This is a genomic window from Lawsonibacter sp. JLR.KK007 (genome assembly GCF_036941135.1).
Lineage (GTDB): Bacteria > Bacillota > Clostridia > Oscillospirales > Oscillospiraceae > Lawsonibacter.
In genome coordinates, this window is the sequence record NZ_JAYWSY010000002.1 from 1,042,342 (window position 1) to 1,062,439 (window position 20,098).

Annotated in this window: 16 protein-coding genes and 2 pseudogenes; 9 read left to right on the top strand and 9 right to left on the bottom strand. The window is 51.2% G+C overall.

Features of this window, described 5'->3' with window-relative positions; translation table 11 throughout:
* Nucleotides 1-186: 186 nt before the first annotated feature.
* Nucleotides 187-2,070: a sigma 54-interacting transcriptional regulator gene (locus VV088_RS15140; protein WP_334601544.1), complete on the top strand. Its 1,884-nt coding sequence runs from the start codon at nucleotides 187-189 to the stop codon at nucleotides 2,068-2,070.
* 170 nt (nucleotides 2,071-2,240) lie between these two features.
* Here VV088_RS15140 and ltrA read toward each other — a convergent pair whose 3' ends face one another.
* The 9 genes and pseudogenes from ltrA to istA all read right to left on the bottom strand — a co-directional run bounded on the left by ltrA (nucleotide 2,241) and on the right by istA (nucleotide 11,990).
* Nucleotides 2,241-4,121: a group II intron reverse transcriptase/maturase gene (ltrA, locus tag VV088_RS15145; RefSeq protein WP_334599178.1), complete on the bottom strand. Its 1,881-nt coding sequence runs from the start codon at nucleotides 4,119-4,121 to the stop codon at nucleotides 2,241-2,243.
* A 1,204-nt stretch (nucleotides 4,122-5,325) separates the two neighbouring features.
* Nucleotides 5,326-5,790 (bottom strand): hypothetical protein, encoded by a 465-nt coding sequence (locus VV088_RS15150; RefSeq protein ID WP_334601545.1) that lies wholly within the window; start codon nucleotides 5,788-5,790, stop codon nucleotides 5,326-5,328.
* A gap of 43 nt (nucleotides 5,791-5,833) precedes the next feature.
* A pseudogene (locus VV088_RS15155) lies at nucleotides 5,834-6,593 on the bottom strand (IS5 family transposase).
* 45 nt (nucleotides 6,594-6,638) lie between these two features.
* Nucleotides 6,639-6,959 (bottom strand): hypothetical protein, encoded by a 321-nt coding sequence (locus VV088_RS15160; RefSeq protein WP_334601547.1) that lies wholly within the window; start codon nucleotides 6,957-6,959, stop codon nucleotides 6,639-6,641.
* A 46-nt stretch (nucleotides 6,960-7,005) separates the two neighbouring features.
* Nucleotides 7,006-8,400 carry an IS5 family transposase gene (locus VV088_RS15165; RefSeq protein ID WP_334601548.1) on the bottom strand — a complete coding sequence of 465 codons (1,395 nt, stop codon included), beginning with the start codon at nucleotides 8,398-8,400 and terminating at the stop codon, nucleotides 7,006-7,008.
* A 326-nt stretch (nucleotides 8,401-8,726) separates the two neighbouring features.
* Nucleotides 8,727-9,470 (bottom strand): alpha/beta fold hydrolase, encoded by a 744-nt coding sequence (locus VV088_RS15170; RefSeq protein WP_334601549.1) that lies wholly within the window; start codon nucleotides 9,468-9,470, stop codon nucleotides 8,727-8,729.
* Between the two features lie 80 nt (nucleotides 9,471-9,550).
* Nucleotides 9,551-9,940 (bottom strand): hypothetical protein, encoded by a 390-nt coding sequence (locus VV088_RS15175; protein ID WP_334601551.1) that lies wholly within the window; start codon nucleotides 9,938-9,940, stop codon nucleotides 9,551-9,553.
* Nucleotides 9,921-10,774, bottom strand: a pseudogene (gene istB, locus VV088_RS15180) (IS21-like element helper ATPase IstB). Before istB ends, VV088_RS15175 begins: the two are co-directional and overlap by 20 nt.
* The gene (istA, locus tag VV088_RS15185) at nucleotides 10,767-11,990 is read right to left on the bottom strand and encodes an IS21 family transposase (protein WP_334601552.1); all 1,224 of its coding nucleotides are present in this window, start codon (nucleotides 11,988-11,990) and stop codon (nucleotides 10,767-10,769) included. The pseudogene istB and the gene istA overlap by 8 nt, the downstream one beginning before the upstream one ends.
* 152 nt (nucleotides 11,991-12,142) lie before the next feature.
* Here istA and VV088_RS15190 point away from each other — a divergent pair, with 152 nt between their 5' ends.
* From VV088_RS15190 to VV088_RS15225, 8 genes are all read left to right on the top strand, one after another.
* Nucleotides 12,143-13,945 (top strand): doubled motif LPXTG anchor domain-containing protein, encoded by a 1,803-nt coding sequence (locus VV088_RS15190; protein ID WP_334601553.1) that lies wholly within the window; start codon nucleotides 12,143-12,145, stop codon nucleotides 13,943-13,945.
* A gap of 132 nt (nucleotides 13,946-14,077) precedes the next feature.
* Complete coding sequence (locus VV088_RS15195; RefSeq protein ID WP_334601554.1) at nucleotides 14,078-15,847, top strand: hypothetical protein; 1,770 nt, start codon at nucleotides 14,078-14,080, stop codon at nucleotides 15,845-15,847.
* Between the two features lie 4 nt (nucleotides 15,848-15,851).
* Nucleotides 15,852-16,637, top strand: coding sequence for a class B sortase (locus tag VV088_RS15200; RefSeq protein WP_334601557.1), 786 nt, complete (start codon nucleotides 15,852-15,854; stop codon nucleotides 16,635-16,637).
* 125 nt (nucleotides 16,638-16,762) lie between these two features.
* Nucleotides 16,763-17,239: a hypothetical protein gene (locus VV088_RS15205; RefSeq protein ID WP_325228936.1), complete on the top strand. Its 477-nt coding sequence runs from the start codon at nucleotides 16,763-16,765 to the stop codon at nucleotides 17,237-17,239.
* A 138-nt stretch (nucleotides 17,240-17,377) separates the two neighbouring features.
* Nucleotides 17,378-17,746, top strand: a complete 369-nt coding sequence (locus VV088_RS15210; protein ID WP_334601558.1) for a TnpV protein — start codon at nucleotides 17,378-17,380, stop codon at nucleotides 17,744-17,746.
* 134 nt (nucleotides 17,747-17,880) lie between these two features.
* Nucleotides 17,881-18,087, top strand: coding sequence for a helix-turn-helix domain-containing protein (locus tag VV088_RS15215; RefSeq protein ID WP_300413118.1), 207 nt, complete (start codon nucleotides 17,881-17,883; stop codon nucleotides 18,085-18,087).
* Nucleotides 18,062-19,168 (top strand): DNA cytosine methyltransferase, encoded by a 1,107-nt coding sequence (locus tag VV088_RS15220; RefSeq protein WP_334601561.1) that lies wholly within the window; start codon nucleotides 18,062-18,064, stop codon nucleotides 19,166-19,168. Before VV088_RS15215 ends, VV088_RS15220 begins: the two co-directional genes overlap by 26 nt.
* A complete protein-coding gene (locus VV088_RS15225) occupies nucleotides 19,161-20,096 on the top strand; it encodes a DUF4928 family protein (protein ID WP_334601562.1) in 936 nt (311 codons plus the stop codon). The genes VV088_RS15220 and VV088_RS15225 overlap by 8 nt, the downstream gene beginning before the upstream one ends.
* Nucleotides 20,097-20,098: the final 2 nt, after the last annotated feature.

Sequence of the window (20,098 nt, forward strand, 5' to 3'; positions counted from 1 at the left end):
GAAATTGCCTCAATATTCTCAGTTTTTACACGATATAATTGGATATTTTGCTTTTCAGAAACGGCAAAAATGAAAATAGTTCAGCTTTATTTCCATTTTGAAATTCGTTGAAATTCAACCCTTGAACTGTTATAATAAGAATATCAGATCAAGAGGAGCAGGATAATGAATGATCAGGTTGTGATTTTGGCGGTAGCGGAAAACCTTGCCCGTGCTTTTGAAGCAGCGCAGGCGCAGACCAATCGCAGCTACCCTGTCTATTATGCCAATATGGACCGGGCAGTGGAAATTGCAAAGCGGTGTATTACACAGGGCACCAATGTATTCATCAGCCGTGGGAGAACTGCCAGCTATTTACGGGAAAAACTGAATGTTCCGGTCATCAGCGTAAAGCAGAGCTATTTTGCTTACACAATGGCCATCCGCCGGGCACAGAAACATAAAGGGGACGGAAAAGTAGCTCTCATCGGGTTTTCGGATCAGTTTTGTTATGTTGTCAGCAAATACAAGCATATTTGGGACGACGGCATCCTGCTGAGCCGTCCGCTTCAGTGGAGGTTTCGCACCGAGGAGGAGTTTGACCAAGATCTCCTTGAAGAAATACGGCGGCTGAAACGGGAGGGCGCAACTGCAGTTGTAGGGGGGGATCTGGTGTGCAAGCTGGCCCGCGCCTTGGGGCTTTACGCCATCTCTGCTGAACCGGACCACGACTCCCTCCTGGAGGCCCTGGAGGAGGCAGAGTATATCGTCCGGATCGCCCAGGAAAAGGAAAATCGCATTCAGACAATCAATACCATCCTGAATGCTGTTTCCGAGGGAATCCTCTATCTCAACGAAGAGGGCGTGGTGATTAGCTTCAACCAGCAGGCGGAGAAAATTTTTCGCCTGGAAACGGACGGGAGGTTTCAGATTCAGGAGCTGATCCCTAATTTCGATTTTAAAGAGTTTCGCCAGGAACAACACAATATTTGTGGACATATTGCAGAATATCAGGGCCACAGCTTGGTTATAAATGCCACAGTGATTGCAACCGGAAATATCTTTTTGGGCTGTGTCATGTCGGTGCAGGAGGCAGGGCAGATTCAACACCTGGAACGTAATATCCGGGCAAAAAATGCCAAAAACGGCCTGGTAAGCAAGGGGGAATTCTGCGACATCCAGGGCGACAGCGCCATTATGCAGCAAACCATCCGAATGGCAAAAAAAATTGCCCGGTCGGAAAGTACCGTGCTGATTACCGGCGCAACGGGCACCGGGAAGGAAATTTTTGCTCAGAGCATCCACAATTACAGTCAACGGGCGCAAGGCCCCTTTGTGTCCATTAACTGTGCCGCACTTACCCACAGCGTGTTGGAAAGCGAACTGTTTGGCTATGCCAAGGGAGCGTTTACCGGCGCTCTGAGTGAGGGGAAAATGGGGATTTTTGAAATGGCACACGGGGGAACGCTCTTTCTGGACGAGATTAGTGAATTGCCCCTGGATGTGCAGCCAAAGCTGCTGCGCGTACTCCAGGAGCGGGAGGTAATGAGAATTGGCGGCAATCGGGTGATTCCGGTGGATGTCCGGCTGATTACGGCCTCCAATAAAAACCTGCAGCAGGAGGTGCTGAAAAACAACTTTCGCATGGACTTATATCAGCGCCTGAACATTCTGGAGCTGGCCTTACCTGCGCTGGATGACCGGAGGGAGGATATCCCAAAGCTTACACAATATTTTTTAAATCAGCTGGAAGGAACCAGGAATATTACCCTTGCACCAGAGGTATACAAGTTTTTGGAAGAGGCTCATTGGGTGGGAAATGTGCGGCAGCTCCGAAATGCGGTAGAGCGCCTTACCATTTTGCCGGATACCGACCGGGTCGAGCTGGATGACGCTCACCGAATCCTGGACTCTATGCTTATTTTTCCCGTGATTGCAGAAAAAAACGGTCTCCAGCACGACAATACGGAGCAGGAAAAAATCCTGGGCACCCTGAAAGAATGTGGAGGAAACCGTACCCAAGCGGCAGAACAGCTTGGAATCAGTACGGTAACTCTCTGGCGACGTATGAAAAAGTACGGTCTCCTGTGAACATGCGTTGCATCTCCTCAGGGCAAATAGGACAAGGTCCTGATGGAGATAGCGATAGGTAATCCGCCGCTTTTACTGCCCTCATAAGAGGACAGCAGTCAGAGCGGATTTTCCCCCGCTTCGCACCGTGCGTGCGACTTTCACCGCACACGGCGCTCCATCAATGCAGATTATTTGTTGCGTGTATGTGAAGGAACCAGTTTTTCCCTATAACCGATAATTTTCTTCTGTGCTTTTGCATCAAACTCGCTTATATCATAGTTCGGGTTATTAACTGCGTCGAGGCATTTCTTGTGCAGGGATATCAGATTGTTGACACGATTTACCTTATTCAATGGGAGATTTGGGTTGACCCGGTGTGCCCATGGCATACTGGAAATAAGCCAGCCGCCGCAAACCCGGCACTTGAGTTTGTCACGGTTGAGCGCGTAGGCCCGATTCATAATAAACTCAAAGTTGTTAAGTTTTCCCCATTGCCCATATCTGGTTGCTCTGGCCGATTTTTCCGAGTACATTTCATCAAGGCGAGCGTGTATACGCTTCTTTTTCGTGCGCTCAAAGAAAAGTTGCCTGCCAGCTTCAGTGTAGGGCGTCTCTTCCTCCTTTTTGGGGATAGTTTTCTCCCATTTGCAAAAGGAAAGTGCGGTAAAACCGATATAAATATCGCGATATTTCATGGAGGGTATCTTTTGCTTATACTGCTGATGAACACGGGGAAGATTTTGCGTTTGATTTGCAGGAATCCACTTTCCCTTGTACTGCGTCAGGCGGCGTCTGGCAACGAATTGTAGCCTCCTGCTATACTTCTTCATGGAAATGTTCACCCAGGTACAGCATTGATCATATTGGATAATTCCCCTGATTTGGCTGTTGATGCGATTGATTGCGTCCACCATTTGTTCCCGGCTGTAATAGTGCGGGATTTTCTTGATGTCATGAGCAATCTTGTCAGTTTTCCGCCTTAATCTGTCTCTTTCTGGAATCGTTCTTGGAATATAGCCTTTTCGCGCTTTTCCCGGAACCACCTTGTATTCATAGCCAAGGAATTTGATGTACTTTTTTCGGATATCTGTTATCAGCGTTTTCTCTGGGGATAGTGTCAGCTTCATTTTGCTGTGGAGAAATATTTGCAGTCGTTTTTTCCAGTCCTCGGCATGAGCGCGTGTGTCTGTGATGATTATGAAGTCGTCTGCGTATCGGACGAGGAATCCTGGAATCAAGGCCGTTCTACGCAGACCTTTGTACTTGCGGTAGGGTTTTGAGAATGGATATTCTGTTTTCTTTATTTCCCACTGCTTGGTAATCCATTCATCCATGATGTCCAAGTAGACATTTGCCAATAGGGGACTAATTAACCCTCCCTGTGGCGTACCTTCCTCATTTACCTCACATTCATCCATGACCCCGGTTTTCAGCATTGCCTTGATGATTTGCAGTACCCGTCTGTCCCTTATCCCCATGTGATAAAGACGTTTCAGGAGAATAGCGTGGTCAATACGGTCAAAGCATTTGCTGATATCACCCTCGACAATCCAATGGTAGCCAGTATGATGAACAAGCAATTTTGCGCGTTCCAATGCCATAGGTGCGTCCCGCATGGGCCGAAAACCGTAGGAATGGGCAAAGAACTGTGCTTCGAATATGGGTTCTAACACAATCCTCATGCACTCTTGTACGATTCTGTCCCGTATGGTAGGAATGCCCAGCGGACGTTTTTCGGCTTTTCCTGGTTTGTCGATATACACCCGGCGTATTTTCTGCGGCTCAAAGTGCTTGAACGCGCTTTGAATATCTCGAATGACCCACGAATGGGAGTGTTGCAGGTAATCGCGCATGGTTTTGGAGTCCACACCGGGGGTTTCACTGCCGTGGTTACTTTTGATGTTGTGAATTGCTGTGATGATGGTTGCTTCTGCTGACATAATTTCCAGAAGTCCCTTGAGCGCTGGCCTTCCGCCCTCGTCATAGACCTTTTTGCTGTGCTGATACAGTTTATCTTGGAGCTTGCGTAATTCCGTTTCGGTTTTCGGGTAGTCGAATTGTTGTGCCATACGCACCGCCTCCCTTCGGAATTGGTGTTTCTGGTTTTAGTCAGGTATGCCTACGGCTTCCTCGACCTTCTGTTCACATACGAATCTGCACTGACTATGCCCCTTCGCTCCGTCCGCCTTATTATTGCGGACATCCTCGCTACTACGGGCTGCTGCCCCATGGATTAGCGGGTCATTTCCTACCCGCGCGGCGGAGGTGCCACTCCACTTACTTCAAAAAGATGAAGTGCCGTCCATGGTTCCTTTGTTCCCTATGCTTTAGCTTTACATATCGGTTTTAGCCCGTCCCTCTAACCCGGCTGCCATCTTTGACTTGTGTGATATTCTGCCAAAGACATTCGACCTTAATGGTTTTCTGCCGTTTTCCACAAATTCAAATTTCAACGGCGGCAGCACCCCTCATGGGGGCGGATGGCTGTATAATCATCCTGGCGTTTACGAGCCGTACTCTCAGGACATATGTCGGTTGCAACAAAACATACTGGACATGACCGATTTATAGCCTCCTGCGGCGCGATACCGTCTCAGATATCGCCTCCGCTCTTTACCGAGCTTCGCACGTTCCATATGACACTATGGACGCACGTCGGAGCATCAGAGTTTTGGTCACCCGTCACACCGGGTCAGGCAGGTTCTGCCCCTGCCGAATCAAGCATAGAGTTCAGATTTCTTGCGAAATCTGCCTTGTTTTATTGCGTATTTCTACGCAGATTGTCAAGGAACAAAGCGCGCGAATGAGACGCCGACAATGCCAAGATCGACGCCGCGCTGAAGGCGCAGGCCGACGCCCACACCGCCTTGGCCGCCCAGGTGGCCAAGCTGGGCAACTGCCAGCTCTACCACACAATCTACACCGGCAACGGCAAGTATGGCCAGACACCCCAACACGCTTGTGTTTCCAGGAAGGCCTGTCCTGGTGATTATTTGCCCAACCATCTATTGCTCGCCGCTGTTCGTCGCCCTGCGAGGTTACCCCCTGGTCCAATGACCAGTTCACAAAATATCAATCCACTGTGACCTGGGGCGCGGACCGGATTACCTGGTGGTCCACCACCAACGGCAGCCAGATGAACGGAGAGGGCTGGAAATACAGCGTGTCGGCGTTTCTGTTGAAGGACTAAAGCAAAGGGGAACCCCCGCGCCTTGCGGTGCGGGGGTTCTCAAGCACATAGGCTTAACAATACTGTTTCAGGCCGATTTTATATCAGGCAGCTTCTTTAACAGAAACGTTTCCTGTAGTAGCTGCGGCACTATCACCATCGACATGGATTGTCACCGCATAAGTCGCTGCTGTACCATCGGCACCTGCTGTGTATGCAACATCGCTCGCCTTCGTGATGCTGAGGGTTGCACCAGTCAGTGTAGCAGTCCATGTAGCGCCAGAAGCATCAGTGGTATCCGAGTCATCCTTGAAGGTCACAAGCACATTAATTGTATCGCCCTTCTTGATCTTAGAGGGGACACTGCCAACAAAGGAAGCACTCCAGTCAGCAAGTGTCAAATTCGCACAATCAGCAGCCAGACCAACAGTTGTGGTGTTAGCCACGGTAGCGTAGTTGATGTAGGTTACACCGCCGCCACCGACGTTACCGGTAACCTCAACGCTGTTCTCGGTGTACCCAAGTGTAACGGTCGTAATGGTAGCATTGCCACTGGCTCCGCCAGTCAAACCAGTGTGGCTAGGCCTTGTTTGAAAAATAGCAAGGAGTAGGCTAAATCAACAAAATAGCAATAGAAGCCAAGTAAACGAAGGCAAGAAAAGAAGCATCTAACTTGTCATATCTGGTGGCAATTCTGCGAAACCATTTAAGCTTTTGGAAGAAGCATTCAACCAAATGGCGCTCTTTGTATAACCACCAATCTACCGGCCATGGCTCAGAAACATTGCTCTGCGGCGGGATCACATAGCAGGCTCCTTGTTCTGAAATGTAAGTTCGAATATTCTTTGCCCCATAAGCACGATCTGCCAATACATTACTACCTCTGATCGTGACCTTTTCCAGCAGTTCAACGGCATGGACTGAATCATGGTCATTCCCCGCAGACAGCATAAATTCAACCGGGTTCCCCAGCCCGTCCACAATTGCGTGCAGCTTTGTATTTAACCCACCTCTGGTTCGCCCAATTGCCTTATTCGCCGTTTTTTCCCCCTCCATTGGCGCTTTCGTGAACCTTAACGCAAGTAGAGTCCAAACTCAGATTTTCCATATCTGCATCTTCGGACAAGGCGTGAAATATCGCTTCCAATGTACCATCATCCCGCCATTTGGCAAATCGGGCATAAACGGACTGCCAGGGGCCATACACCTCCGGCAGTTCCCGCCACTGCGCTCCGCTGCGGGCAATCCATAGCATTCCATTGAGCATTTTTCGGTCTTCTTTCCGAGGCCGGCCTCGTTTCCCTGTCTTTGGGGGCGGAAGCACTGCTTTCACTCGTTCCCATTGTCCTTTTGTCAATTCATATCTCTTCATTCCTCTATTTTCGCACTTACCATCGATTTGTGCAATATTTATTTTTCAAACAAGCCCTAATGATTTTTTCTCTGTTAATTCGTCATCAAGTATATCCATCAAGCTGATGGAAAGCATCTTAATTTCTCCATCAAAATACCACCCATTACCGTTCAGGAAACCATGAAATATTTCGGAGAATTTTTCTAATGTCATGTCCGGCGACGTTTGGGAAATACATCCGGAGATTTTTTTCATTTCCAGACCGCCGCCAAATAGCCAGCCATTTTTCTCAATGAAGCCAATCATTTCGTGCCAAAATTCTTCTTCGGTCATTTCTGGCAGAAGGCTGCAAATTCGGCCTTGGAGTTCAAACTCTGTAATCATTTTTGTCAGCCACCTTATATTGCTTATACTCGTTTTTGAAGAATAATTAGGCTCTGCTCTGCAACCTCGGCAAGACAAACAGCAGAAGCATAAGGCAAAACAGAGCGAGAGCGGCCCTCAGGGATAAGGAAAGGTTTGAGAGCAGCAGTGCAACGCCAATCACACAGACAGCGGTTTCCTGTAGGCGTGCCATGACGCGGTCCAGGCCGTAAGCGGTCTTGACCGTCCCAAAAACACCCTCCACAGCATTGCGGTCGCAGTTGTCCTGATACTCCAGTTTCTTTGCTTGACGGGACAGGCCGGGAGCTTTTGGCGGCTTTCCCAGGGCCGGACCGGACAGACGAATACCAAGCTCTTTGCAAAAAGCCAGTGTCTGGCGGCTGCGGTAGATTTTGTCCGCCAGGATACGTTCCGGGTAACAGCCATAGCGCTCCCGGTACCGAGCCACCGCCCGCCAGAGGTCTTCCGATTCGTTGAAGGGCTCGAAGTCCAGCCGTTCGATCCTGGCATAGCCATCCACCAGACTGATATGCAGTTTTGAGCCAAACTCGGTATTGGCGTGGGCTTTTCCCCGAACGATGGGCCGGACCCAGGGCTGGGCCAGACTGACGATGCGCCGGGGAATGCTGTGGGTCCCGGATTCAAACATGAGGCGCTGCTGCTCGTAGACAGTAGTCATGATATTCAGGCGGTCCGCCTGCTTTGAAGACAATTTTGCACCTTTTTGAACCAATTCAGCTATGTACCTGATATCCCGGCGGATGTATTGCAGCTGTTTGCGTATCGCGGAACGGATTGCGTTCCCACTGCGCTTCTTGCTTTTGGACAGACGGAGATAGTCCTTCCGGGCGCGCTTGCGGTACATCCGGGGCTTCTTCTGTCCTGCCGCTTTACACAGCTCGTCCACCGTTTTCTCCGCTTTCTCCCGCACTTGGTTGAGTAAATCGATGTCCTGAGGATAGGCGATGTCCGCGGGGCAGCATGTGGCGTCCAGAATCAGTGTCCCGCTGTTAGGCGGATCGTTCCCGTCATCCGAGTCATCCTGTTTCCCTGTCTCCGCTTTTGGGACAGACGCCTCCAGAATTGCTGCCAGGTCCTCCTCGCTGAACCGTTTCCGGAACGCTACCAGCGTGGACGCTCCGAACGGACACGGCCCGTACTCCTTCATGCCGATGAAATATTGCAGATACGGGTTTTCTCCAATGTGCTTCACCAGCCATTGGTCGCTGCATTTCAGCCGCCGCTGAATCAGCAGCGCCCCTAATGCCATCCGTGCCGGATGGGCCGGGTGACCATTGTTCACGAATCGCGCTGCATACCGTTCCTCCGCTATCTCCCACGGAACCAGCGCCGCCAGTTTCACCCAATCGTTTTCTGGGTCCAGTTTCCCATATGGAAAGATGAAATCTTCCATCCGAAGCTGACTGTTGTCCTTATACATCCACTCCGCCCCCTATAAGTGCACGCTTTTTCCTTGCTTTTTCCCAATTCCCTTGCACCTATTCTACCATATTTCATCCCATATTGCTTGTCTTCTAAGCAGTTTGAGGTTACGAAGCAGGCCCTACATAGTGCCTTTCCACAATAATTTTAGTGGGTGGGTGCTGTCGGGTGGCTCTATGCTGTGTGTTGCTGTCTTTGCCCATAAATCTGCTCCTTTATAATAAAATAGAGCGCATAGATTTGTTTTCTATACGCTCTGACGCTGTGTGACTTTTTTATTGTGATTATTGCAATTTCTGTTTAGTTAAATATAGTTTTTCATCATTACACACAAATAAGTTGCAACAATTTTTCTACATATTCCATGCTATGATTGATACTTAAATCCCCATGATAGTACTGAGGTAAAATTTCAAGTGCTGACTTGTTAATTTTTTTACTTAATAATTCGGCAGACATTTTCATAATTTTCTGTTCTTTCCCACCAACAAGTATAAGAGTTTTTGCCTGACAACCAGTTATTGTATCTTTTAACTTATAACTGGAATTGGCTCTTAAAAAAGAAATCATATCTTCCTTTTTTATCAGCGAACTATCATTAAAATAATTTTCAAATAATGATGAATGAATATGCAGGGATTGGAACTGCAACTTTGCAAACCATCTCTTTTTTATGAGGGGGTAACACAGTGAAAATGAAGGGGCAATGAAATATTCTGTTATTTTCATTGGCATGACCAGCGCACTTTCTATCATAGCAAAATCACAAATATTATTTCGTTGTGAGAGTATCTCCACTAACACCTGTCCGCCAAGCGAAAGACCTCCTGCTAACAATATATGACCATTAAATTGCTCATCAATGTATGAAATAATTTCTTTTGCATTATTTTCGATTGAGGTAAAAGATACATCACTTCCAGTATGACTATCTAATATCGGTATTACAATATGGAAACGGTTTTTAAGCAACTCTGCCGTTTCCGTATAATTCCACCATGAAAGACCTCCCCCATGAAGAAGAATAATAACATCTATATTTTCCTTTCCAAATTCAACTGTTTTCATCTATCCGCCGTCCTTTAATAAATTTCTACTTGCTAATATTAAAATACCACAATCACACTTACATTTCTATCAAATTTTCATTAAATTTCTTCCTCCCTCCACTTAGTCCTGTTCTGTTGCCTGTTATGCTGTCGGCTCTCGTTCTGAAGCTCCCTCTCAAGGTTCTTTTTGTTGTAGCTGATTACTTCGGCATAAGCTAATTCTGTGGCGGTCTTGGTCTGCTCCCTGCTGATACTGTCATACTCGGACTGCAAGGTCTGTATCTCGGCTTTCCACTGTTTCGGCGTTATCTTCTCGCCGTTCTGTAAAAGGCTTTGCATACGCTCCTTTAATTCGGGGTATTTTGATAAGCTGTCTTTATGCTCTTTATCGTATGTCAACGCCAATTTGAAATTGCAAGAAAACGCCGAAGAAATTTTGTTGTTTTTCGGCGGTAAGGGGGGGACAAAATCAAGCGTTTCCTTGCTCAAAAAGAGTGTTCACGATTTGCTGCTTCTGGCGCATAAATTCCTTGCGTTCTTTCAGGCGGTAAGACTCGCCCTTGATGTTGATAACGGTGCAGTGATGCAGGACGCGGTCCAGGATGGCGGAGGCGATGGTGACGTCGGCAAAGACCTCGTTCCACTGGGAGAAGGTCTTGTTGGAGGTAAAGACGGTGGACGTCTTCTCATATCGCCTGGCAATCAACTGGAAGAACAGGTTTGCGCCCTGGATGTCCATGGGGAGGTAGCCGATCTCGTCGATGATAAGCATCCTGTACTTGGCGAGAACCTTGAGCTTGTCCGGCAGACGGTTCTCAAAATGGGCCTTCTTGAGCTGCTCAATAAGCTGATGGCAGTTGACGTAGTAGGTGGAAAAGCGATGCTGTGCCGCCACAAGGCCCAGAGCGGAGGCCAGATGGGTCTTGCCCACGCCGGGCGGGCCGAGGAAGACCACATTCTCCCCGTTTTCCAGGAAGCGCATGGTGGCCAGTTCGTCGATCTGGCGCTTGTCGATGGAGGGCTGGAAGGAGAAATCGAAGTCGTCCAAGGTCTTCTTAATGGGGAAGCCGGACATCTCCCCGCAAGGGGGACGCGATAGCTCTAAGCGGCAAAGCCGCTAAGAGCTATCCAGTGGATCTGCTTCTCATAGGCCCGTCTCCGCTTGGATTTGGCTTCTTCTGAGAAAATGTGATCCAAAACCTCCACAATGTTGAGCTTGTCCGCCACGGCCCGTTCCAGGTAGTTGTCCAGAATCTCCAGAGTGTTTTTCATCTTAAGGGCTTCCAGGTTTTCCCTCAGCCTGTCCATGGTAAATTCACTCATACAGCACCTCGTCATATCTGGACAAATCCGATGGTTTCAAGGGAAAATCTATTACTTTGTCCTGTTCCAGCAGAACATTTTCTGCATCCATCGTCTGTTTCAGTGTAAGCCTTCTATAATGCTGAGGATTGACAACCATGTCCTTCCTTTGATACGATATTCGGTGCAGAGCGATCTGCTTCCCCTCGTAATACGCAGCCAGCATACTGTCGAGGGCCACGACTGCCACATCTTTGCCGACGTACTCCGATGGCACGGAGTACTGATTGCCGGCGTAGGAGATGAGGCAGTCTTTTTGTACTCGCCTCAGGTTGATTTTGTCGATAATGTACTCACGGGTAAGAGGGCTCAGTCCTTCTTTTTTCAACCTCTCAAAGGGAATTTCGTTGGTGGTGGCGTGTACCTTGCCGTTGACCTTGTTGCACCAGGCCAGAGCCTGTCCGTTCAAGTCCGCCAGGCTGTTGTACTTGATCCCCACCATAAAATTATCTCTGACAAACTGCACCGTCCGCTCTACTTTCCCCTTCGTCTGACCCCGATATGGCCGGCACAGAATGGGCTTGAACCCATAGAATCCCGCAAAGTCCTCAAACTGCCGGTTCAGCGTGGAGTCCTCCTGCTTCAGCAATCGCTTGATGACCACCTGCTTCATATTGTCATACAGAATCTCCTCCGGGTAACCTCCGAAATACCGAAATGCGTTCTGATGGCACCGTATCAACGTGTTTGTGTTCATATCCGTTACGAACTCGATGTACCGCATCCGCGAATACCCCAGAATCATGAGAAAGCAGTACAGCTTTTTCCACTTTCCGTCCTCGTACACCAGGTGATCCTCGAAGAATCCCCAGTCCATCTGCCCCTGCTTCCCCGGCATCGTCTCAAACCGCACTGTTGCTTTCTCATTCAAGTCCATCTTCCGGCTGCTCACATACGCCTTGACGATGCTGTAGCCCCCGTTGAATCCCATCTCCCGCAGCTTCTCCAGAATCCGCAGTGCTGAATACGGCGCTTCCTCCAGCCATTCGTCCACGATCTGCTTGTACGGGTCCATCTTTGTTAGCTTGGGTTCGCTCAATGTGTACTCCGGCTTCTGCGGTGATTCCGCGTACCGCTTTGCTGTCCGTGGGTCCATGTGGTACTTCCGTCCCAGCTCCACATAGCTCAGCCCTTTTTGTCTGTCGCTTCGGATATCCATCCACTGTGCTCCTTTCATGTCCTGACTCCCTTTCCGGGCTCTTTTTCGCCCTGATTGGGAGTCTATCTTTTTTCCCTCCTCTCCGCCACAAAACTACATTTTTTCCTCGGCGTTTTCTTTCATTTTATCATTGGCGCTGACACGCTAAGGCTGCTGAAGCTCAGAAGGCTGTGCAGGATGCGCAGAATGCCCTTAATGAGGCCAACGAGGCTTTGGATGCGTTCAATAACCTGGCTGAGAACGAGTACAACAATCTGACTGAGAAGAGCGACGCCATCAAGGACCACAACGAGAAGCTTAACGATTACAACGAAGATGTCGGCAAGTATAACGAAGAGGTCGATGACTACAACAAGGCCGCCGATGCTTACAATCAGGCTGTTGACAACTACAACACCGCTGCTGGCAAGCACAACATTGAAGCTGAAAAGTACAACACCGCAGTCGATAAGTACAACAAAGAGGTTGGGTATTATAACGAGGACGTCGAAGCGTACAATACCGCTGCTGGTAAGTACAATGAGCAAGTTGACACGTATAACGACAAGGCCACTGATTGGAATACCAGTAAGGCGCAGGCCAGTATACTCGAATCCGAGTTGCAACAGGTGAACCCTGAGATCACTGTTGAGAAAATTCAAGACATGTTAAGCAGTGTGGCTCCTAACGCCGATGGCAAAGACCCTTGGGCTGATTTGTCCGATGAGGACTACAACGCTAAGGTTGATGAGTACAATGCGGTCGTCAACACTTATAACCAGGCTGTGAAGAGCTACAATGAGAAGCTGTCAAAAAACCCGGATGAGGTAATCAACGATTTAGTCCAAGGCTATTTTGATGGTCAGCAGATTTGGACAACGGAAACTGACAATCAGACAACACACTGGTATACGCTTGGTAAAATTGACGTAAAGGGCAACCGTTTTGGCAGTTATGCAGCAGACCTCACCCCCAACACTGGAGAGTCTAGTGTTTATACTTGGACAGTGAACAGTGATGGAACAGCGTCTGGTGAACAGGTGGAGAACAGACTTGATTGCTATCTGAAGCATGAAGATCCTAACGAGGCAAAGCTTCATAATCAAAACTTCACGGAGTTCGTAGAGAAATTAGAGGCTGGCAGTGATCACTTCGAACCAGATTCTTTGACTGCAGGCAACTACAAAGATTTGATACAAAACAATATCAACAGGTGGGTTCTGACTGCCGCCAATGGTGCGAATGATGGCTCTGGTCAGTATCCCTATGTACCTTCTAATCGCAACACTTGGCACCTGAATGGCTATCTGCATGTGGAGAAACTGAGTGAGCTGGTCACCCTGGAGAAGCGTGCGGTCCTCGCCAAAGAGAAAGAGACCATTTCGGACACCGATAAGGCGGAAATCGTCACTCCTCTGGACGATACCAAGCTGGGACATGCCGAGCACTACAATTACTACGCTACTACACTTGAGGTAGAGGTCACCGCGCCAAGCGAGAGCTGGACTGCCCCGCCTGAGCCCACCTTTGGCGGTGTCAGCCTGAATCCTGTTGATCTTGATGTTGAGACCGTACCTGATCGGATCACTGTCACCGAGCCTGACAACACCACTCCCCCTGTGGTGACCGAGCCTGACGACACCACTCCCCCCGTTGTGACGGACCCTGACGACACCACTCCCCCCGTTGTGACGGACCCTGACGACACCGACACCGATACCAATGTGCCCGAGGAAGAGGTTCCTCTGGTGGAGGCTCCGGTTGTTGACGTGCCCGAGGAAGAGGTCCCCCTGGTGGAGGCCCCGGTCGTGGACATTCCCGAGGAAGAGGTCCCCCTGGTGGAGGCCCCTGCGGAGGTAGAGATCGAGGATGACGAAGTGCCCCTGGCGGCAGTTCCCCAGACCGGCGACATTTCCGCTCTGTGGTATGTCGTGACCCTGCTGTCCGCCTGCGGACTGGCCGTTCTGACCCTCCGCAGAAAGGAACATGGCTAAGACACACAAACAGGCAGCAGTAATTTGACGCCTAGCACATGGACAGCCGGGGCCCCCGAGGTCCCGGCTGTCCTCCTGAACCCGAACAAACCGGCTGACAAGCCGTTCAATCAATAAAGGGAGGCGCTTCCCATGAGACAGAAAAAAGGACCCAGCCGTCTGGCGGCAATGATATTGGTCCAGGCCCTGATCGCGGGGCTTTTCTCCGGCTGCAGCAGCGCACCGGAGCAGGTAGAGGATACAACGGATACAGTGGACACGGCGGTCTTTCAGCAGAAGGCGGAGCTCCTGCGCGGGGCTGTTCTGACCGGCGAGGTGCGGGAGGAGCTGATCGAGGACCCGGCCGGCGAGGCGGGGTACGCGGTGTTTCTGTCGGTGTGCGGTGGGACGGAGCGGGCTTCTGTGTACAGCGGCACCGGAGACACTCTAGACAGCGCCTGGGACGCGGCGGTGCTGGCCGCAGATACGGCGCTGCAACAGGGCGGCCCCCTTCCGCTGTGGCTCAAGGCGGATCTGGTCTATGTCTCCGCCGCCCTCCCCGCCGGGGCTTTGCAGAATATGGAGGAGGTCTTTGGCGCCTACGGCTTCCGATACGGGCTGGCCTTTGATCCCGGCTACGAGACCGCCCTCCTGGAAGCGGAGCTCAACAGCACCGGCATCTATGATTACGAGGCGGGCGGCGTGGACCTGGAGCGGCTCAACGCCTACCTGGAGGAATCCGGACGCGCGCCTCTGGCGTCCCTCCCGGAGACGTACCAGGCCTTCCAGTGCGCCGGCTGGCTGTGTGACGAGACGGGCGCTGTATTCCAGCTCAGCCTGGACGACCTGGACTATGGCCACCGGGAGATGAATACCGCGGACGGCGGCATTGCCCGCGCTCTGGCGCTGGACGGAGCGGAATATCTGGCGGAGCAGGTACAGGAGGATGGGAGCATCCTCCTCCCTGGCGGAGAGGAGCGGCTGAGCGCCGCGGAGCACGCCGATGTGCTGAGCGCCATAATCCAGGGCTACCGGCTGCTCCCCAGCGAGACGCTGGCCAAGGGGATCGACCGGGCCGCAGGATGGCTCTTAAGCCAGACCGCCTATACGGAGGACGACGTGGCTTATCTGCCGGACCATGGGGAGATCACCCTGGAGAGCTCCGCGCTGGCCCTCATCGCCCTGGCAGACTGTGCGGAGACCTCTGGGAATACAGGCTACATACCCGCCTGCGAGGCTCTGGGCGCGGGAATCCTCTCCCTCCTGGACACGGGAACAGGCTCCTTTACCCATGTGCTGGACGCCTCGGATCTGGGGCGGAAGGAGGCGGTTCGCTCGGCGGAGTGGGACGGTATGGGGGTCACGGCGCTTTGCCGCCTGTACGGGCTGACCCAGGACCCGCTCTGGCTCTGGGCGGCGGAGCTGGTCCTGGACCGCATGATCGAGGAGGACCCCGCCCAGTACGGAGACGTCTGGACGGCCTGCGCCCTCCGGGAGGTCACAAAATATGCGCAGGACCGGACGGATTATTTTGTCTTCGCGCTGAAGCACGCCCAGGTGAACATGGCCTCTGTCTACGGTGCGCAGGGGACAGACCCCGCCGGGCTGGAGATGCTGCTGGTTTCCTGCGAGACCTACGGTGCAATGCTGGACGCCGGCTATTCCGCCGACGGGTTTGCCTCAGAGCTGCTGCAGGAGATCATTGCTGTCCGGGCCCAGCGTCAGCTGGACGGCTATCTCTTCCCGGAGTACGCCATGTATTTTGCCGAGCCACAGAAGGTGCTGGGGGCGTTCATGGTCCGGGAGGATGGTCTGAACATTTCCGCCAGCGGGATGTGCAGGAATATCGGCGGCTACAGTCTGTATGCCGTATACTGCGACAAACTTGCGGCGGAAAAGCCGTCTGAGTATGAAGGAGCGTGATCAGATGAGCGCGAACCGAACAAAGAATCTGCGCCGCCTGGCGGTCCTGCTCTTGGCGCTGATCCTGCTGGGCAGCGGGGGCTATCTGCTGTGGAAGCAGCTGGACTACCAGGCGGGCGCGGCGGACTACGCGGAGGCGGCGGAGACTGCCGCAGTCCCGCAGCTGAGGGCGGTCCCCGTTCCGGAGCAGGGGGAACCGGCGGAGCCCGATCCCAACCCCGGCCTGCTGGCAGAGGTGGACCTGAACAGCCTGCGGGAGGTCAATGAGGACGTTCGGGCCTGGATCACCATTCCGGATACTCTGCTGTCCTATCCGGTGGTGCAGTGCGGGGACAACCAATACTACCTGAACCACACCTGGCAGGACAAGCGCAGCTCGGTGGGCGCGATCTTTCTGGAGTGCAAATGCGCGCCCGATTTCAGTGATTTCAACACCATCGTCTACGGGCACCGGATGAACAACGAATCCATGTTCGGCATCCTGCACAGCTACCAGGAGGAGGAGTTCTGGCGGACGCATCCCACCGTCTACGTGGTCACGGACGGCGGGGTGCGGGTGTATGACATTTACGCCGCCTTTGAGGTGGGCATTCAGGAGATTGTCTACCGTCTGGACATTGAGGAGACCGGCCGGGAGCAGGAGCTGATCGACTTTGGGCTGGAGCACTCGGTAATCGACACCGGGGTCATTCCCGATGCGGGGAGTCAGATCCTGACCCTGTCCACCTGCACTGGACGGGGTCACGCCACCCGCTGGGTGATTCAGGCGGTGCTGCGGGAGGTCATCTGAAAAAAGGCGCAGTGCGCCCTTATTTCCATTAAATGTATGAAAACGTCCCACTTTGGGGCGTTTTCTTTCTGGTTATGAGGGCTCCCTCTCCGAGGGAGGCTATCACGACTGAAAGGGGTACTTCTATGCCTACCAATCACACACCCAACTACCAGCTGAACCAATGGGAGGCGGAGGACAAGGTCCTGCGCACCGACTTCAATGCGGACAACGCCAAAATCGACGCCGCCCTGGCGGGGAAGGCTTCCGCCGCTGCGGTGGACAGCCTGGCCAGGACAGTCGCCGGGCACGCCTCGGCGCTGGTCCGGACGGGCAACTGCCGCATCTACACCACCACCTACACCGGCCCGGGCGGCGCTGGTGAGAGCGGCGCTGTTCAGCTGACCTTCCCAGGTAAGCCGGAGCTGGTGGCCGTCGCGGACCCGGGCAGCGGCGCGTTCATCCTCATGATCCAGGGCTGCCGCTACACACAGCGTTCCAACAGCACCTCCTCCATCAACGTCACCTGGAGCGGAAACTCCGTTAGATGGTACAACAACGACGGCAGTCACTTCAACAAAAATTATTCCTACCCCGTTGTCGCCCTCATCAGCGCCGGATAGCGCGGCAGCCCTCCTGACAAAAGGGACCCCGGGCCGAAGGGAGAGGTAACGTAAGGAAGTTACCTCTCCCTTATTATTTGCAGACAGCCGAAAGTGATTGGATTACAGGGACTATTCAACACTTTGGAGGTTAATGTCATGGAAAAGTCTATATTTGAGCAAATAGATGGAACTTATCATCGAGAAGGAGATTACTTTCTCCCAAATCTCACTGTGCCGGCAAACGCCCCTGTTGGTATCTGGGGCCAGCGCAGGCGGCAGTATCTGCGAGAACACAGGAAAGCTCTTTACAACACCTTGCTACTCAGCGGGAAGCTGAATAGCCACTTGGCTGGTATCAATCAGCAGGCAAACGATATGTTTTCTCAGCTTGTAGAGCAGATGGCAGAGCAAGAGGGTATCACTGAACAGCTTAAAGCGGATAGCCAGATGGAATGGGCGGGCCGAATGAACAATATTCGTTCTGCGGTGGAAGAAATAGTGAACACAGAAATTATATTTACCTAAATGAATGGTGCCCATGCTCACGAACAAATTTCGCGGGCATGGGCGCTTTACTGAAACAGCTTGACTAATTTCGTTCAAACGAATATAATGATAGTGAAATATGGCAGATTTTGAAGCAGTTTGAGGTGTCAAACGTGAACGAATTTATTACGGTTCAGGAAGCCGCCGAAAAATGGGGTATAACGCCACGGCAAGTCCAAATTCTTTGTAAAGAGGGACGAATTGCTGGAGTAGCGCGTATGAGCCGGATTTGGATTATTCCAAGAGACGCAAAGAAACCAACGGGAGATAAAAGGCGCAATACGGGAGGAAAAGATGATGCTACAAAGCACCATGTTTGAACAACAAAAAATAGACTTATCCTCCGCACCGTGGACAATGCACGAATTTTTTGCCGGAAGTGGACTTGTGGCCTATGGTTTAAAGGGGATGTTTGCGCCTGTTTGGGCTAACGATATCAGCGAGCAAAAGGCAACTGTTTATAAAGCTAACTTTGGTGATAACCATTTTGAACTTGATGATATCAAAAATATTCGAGGATATGAGTTACCGTGCGCCCATTTGTCGTGGGCCAGCTTTCCCTGCCAAGATTTGTCATTAGCCGGTTCGTTGGGCGGTATCCATGCGTCGAGAAGCGGACTTGTATGGGAATGGCTGCGTGTTTTAGACGAGATGGAACAACGTCCCAAAATTTTGCTGTTAGAAAACGTAGTTGGGCTTCTTTCCACAAGTAAAGGCAATAATTATCGCATCCTCCACACGGCCCTTGTCGAGCGTGGCTATGATTGCGGAGCAATCGTGTTAAATGCTTCGTATTTTGTACCGCAGTCCAGACCAAGAGTATTTATTCTCGCTGTGGAGCATGGCTGTCAAATTCCAGACGAGTTAGTTGGCGATGGCCCATGCTGGTTACATACTAAAACAGCGATTGAACTGGGGCGTTCTTTACCGCAATGGATATGGTGGAAAACAGGAAAACCACCGCGCCGCGATAAAACCCTAAAAGACATTGTGGAAGATACCGCCCCTTTTGATAAGGATAATGTGCTTCGGCTTGTGCCAGAACGACATCAAACCAAGCTGAATGACCATAGTGCTGTTTATGCCACAGGCTATCGCCGGACTCGACATGGCGAACAGCAGCTTGAATTGCGCTTTGATGGAATTGCAGGGTGTCTACGGACGCCAGAAGGCGGGAGCAGCAAGCAATATTTAGTAGTCAAAAAGGATGGAATGACCCATGCGCGATTGCTAACCGTCCGCGAGGCCGCTCGACTTATGGGAGCGCCAGATAGTTTTATTCTACCTGGCAGCTATAACGATGGATATAAAGCGATGGGCGATGCGGTAGCGATGCCCGTAGCGCAGTTTATTGGGGAACGCTTTTTAATAAAAATTGCGGAGGCTGTGTACGATGATTAGTCCAGAGGAACGATTGAAGGCATTTCAAGCCGAAAATAACATTTTTACCAAAGGCCCGCTGTCGCTGGTTGTCCAGTTTACTCGTTTAGTACAGGACAAGCAGTTTCCGCTGAATCCTGATGATTTTCAGACCAGCAGCAAGGGACAAGTAGCTGGGTTAGGCGGCGGAAACCTGAAGAAGATTTTGCAAGAACATGGCATTACCCAACAACTGTCGGCTGAAGGTGGACGAACCAGCCGAGGTAGCATGGGATTGATGATTAAATATGTGGATTTCCTCAATACCTGGAATGCAGATGAGTCCGTAGACTTTGCCGTTGTCGAAGCATTTTGGGCGGAACAGGTTAGAGAGTATTTTAGGAATCAACCATTCGTTTTGACTGCCGACACATCTAAAACAATCGGCGCTAATCTGGACGAACTATTTGAGCAGGCAAAAAAGCGGCAAAAGCAAAATCCGGGCACACAATATCTTGGAACGGTGTTGCAACATTTAGTGGCGGCAAAACTCTGCCTTATTATGCCGGAGGAGTCTGTTGAAATCCATGGCGCTTCGGTAGCGGACGGCCCAACAGATCGCAACGGTGATTTTGTCATCAATAGTACAATCATTCACTGTACGACTATGCCTGGGGCGTTGTTGATTGAAAAATGCAAAGCCAACTTGAGAAGCGGGTGCCATCCTGTTATCATTACTATTTTTGAGCGGGTACACACGGCGTTGAATTTGGCGGAAGATGCCGGTCTTGCTGGGCGTGTAGAGGTATGGGATATTCAGCAATTCCTATCCGCAAATGTATATGAACATAGCCTGTTTGACGAAGCAAAGCGTAACTCTACCCTGTCGGATATTATCAGCCGCTATAACAATATTATACTGGAAGCTGAAACTGATCCAAGTCTCCGTATTGAGTTCGAAGCAAGGTGATT

Excerpts from the sequence above, each read along its gene's own strand:
- ltrA (WP_334599178.1), bottom strand. The coding sequence starts at position 4,121 with ATGGCACAACAATTCGACTACCCGAAAACCGAAACGGAATTACGCAAG.
- VV088_RS15160 (WP_334601547.1), bottom strand. The coding sequence starts at position 6,959 with ATGATTACAGAGTTTGAACTCCAAGGCCGAATTTGCAGCCTTCTGCCA.
- VV088_RS15165 (WP_334601548.1), bottom strand. The coding sequence starts at position 8,400 with ATGTATAAGGACAACAGTCAGCTTCGGATGGAAGATTTCATCTTTCCA.
- VV088_RS15170 (WP_334601549.1), bottom strand. The coding sequence starts at position 9,470 with ATGAAAACAGTTGAATTTGGAAAGGAAAATATAGATGTTATTATTCTT.
- istA (WP_334601552.1), bottom strand. The coding sequence starts at position 11,990 with ATGAAAGGAGCACAGTGGATGGATATCCGAAGCGACAGACAAAAAGGG.
- VV088_RS15195 (WP_334601554.1), top strand. The coding sequence starts at position 14,078 with ATGAGACAGAAAAAAGGACCCAGCCGTCTGGCGGCAATGATATTGGTC.
- VV088_RS15200 (WP_334601557.1), top strand. The coding sequence starts at position 15,852 with ATGAGCGCGAACCGAACAAAGAATCTGCGCCGCCTGGCGGTCCTGCTC.
- VV088_RS15205 (WP_325228936.1), top strand. The coding sequence starts at position 16,763 with ATGCCTACCAATCACACACCCAACTACCAGCTGAACCAATGGGAGGCG.
- VV088_RS15210 (WP_334601558.1), top strand. The coding sequence starts at position 17,378 with ATGGAAAAGTCTATATTTGAGCAAATAGATGGAACTTATCATCGAGAA.
- VV088_RS15220 (WP_334601561.1), top strand. The coding sequence starts at position 18,062 with ATGATGCTACAAAGCACCATGTTTGAACAACAAAAAATAGACTTATCC.
- VV088_RS15225 (WP_334601562.1), top strand. The coding sequence starts at position 19,161 with ATGATTAGTCCAGAGGAACGATTGAAGGCATTTCAAGCCGAAAATAAC.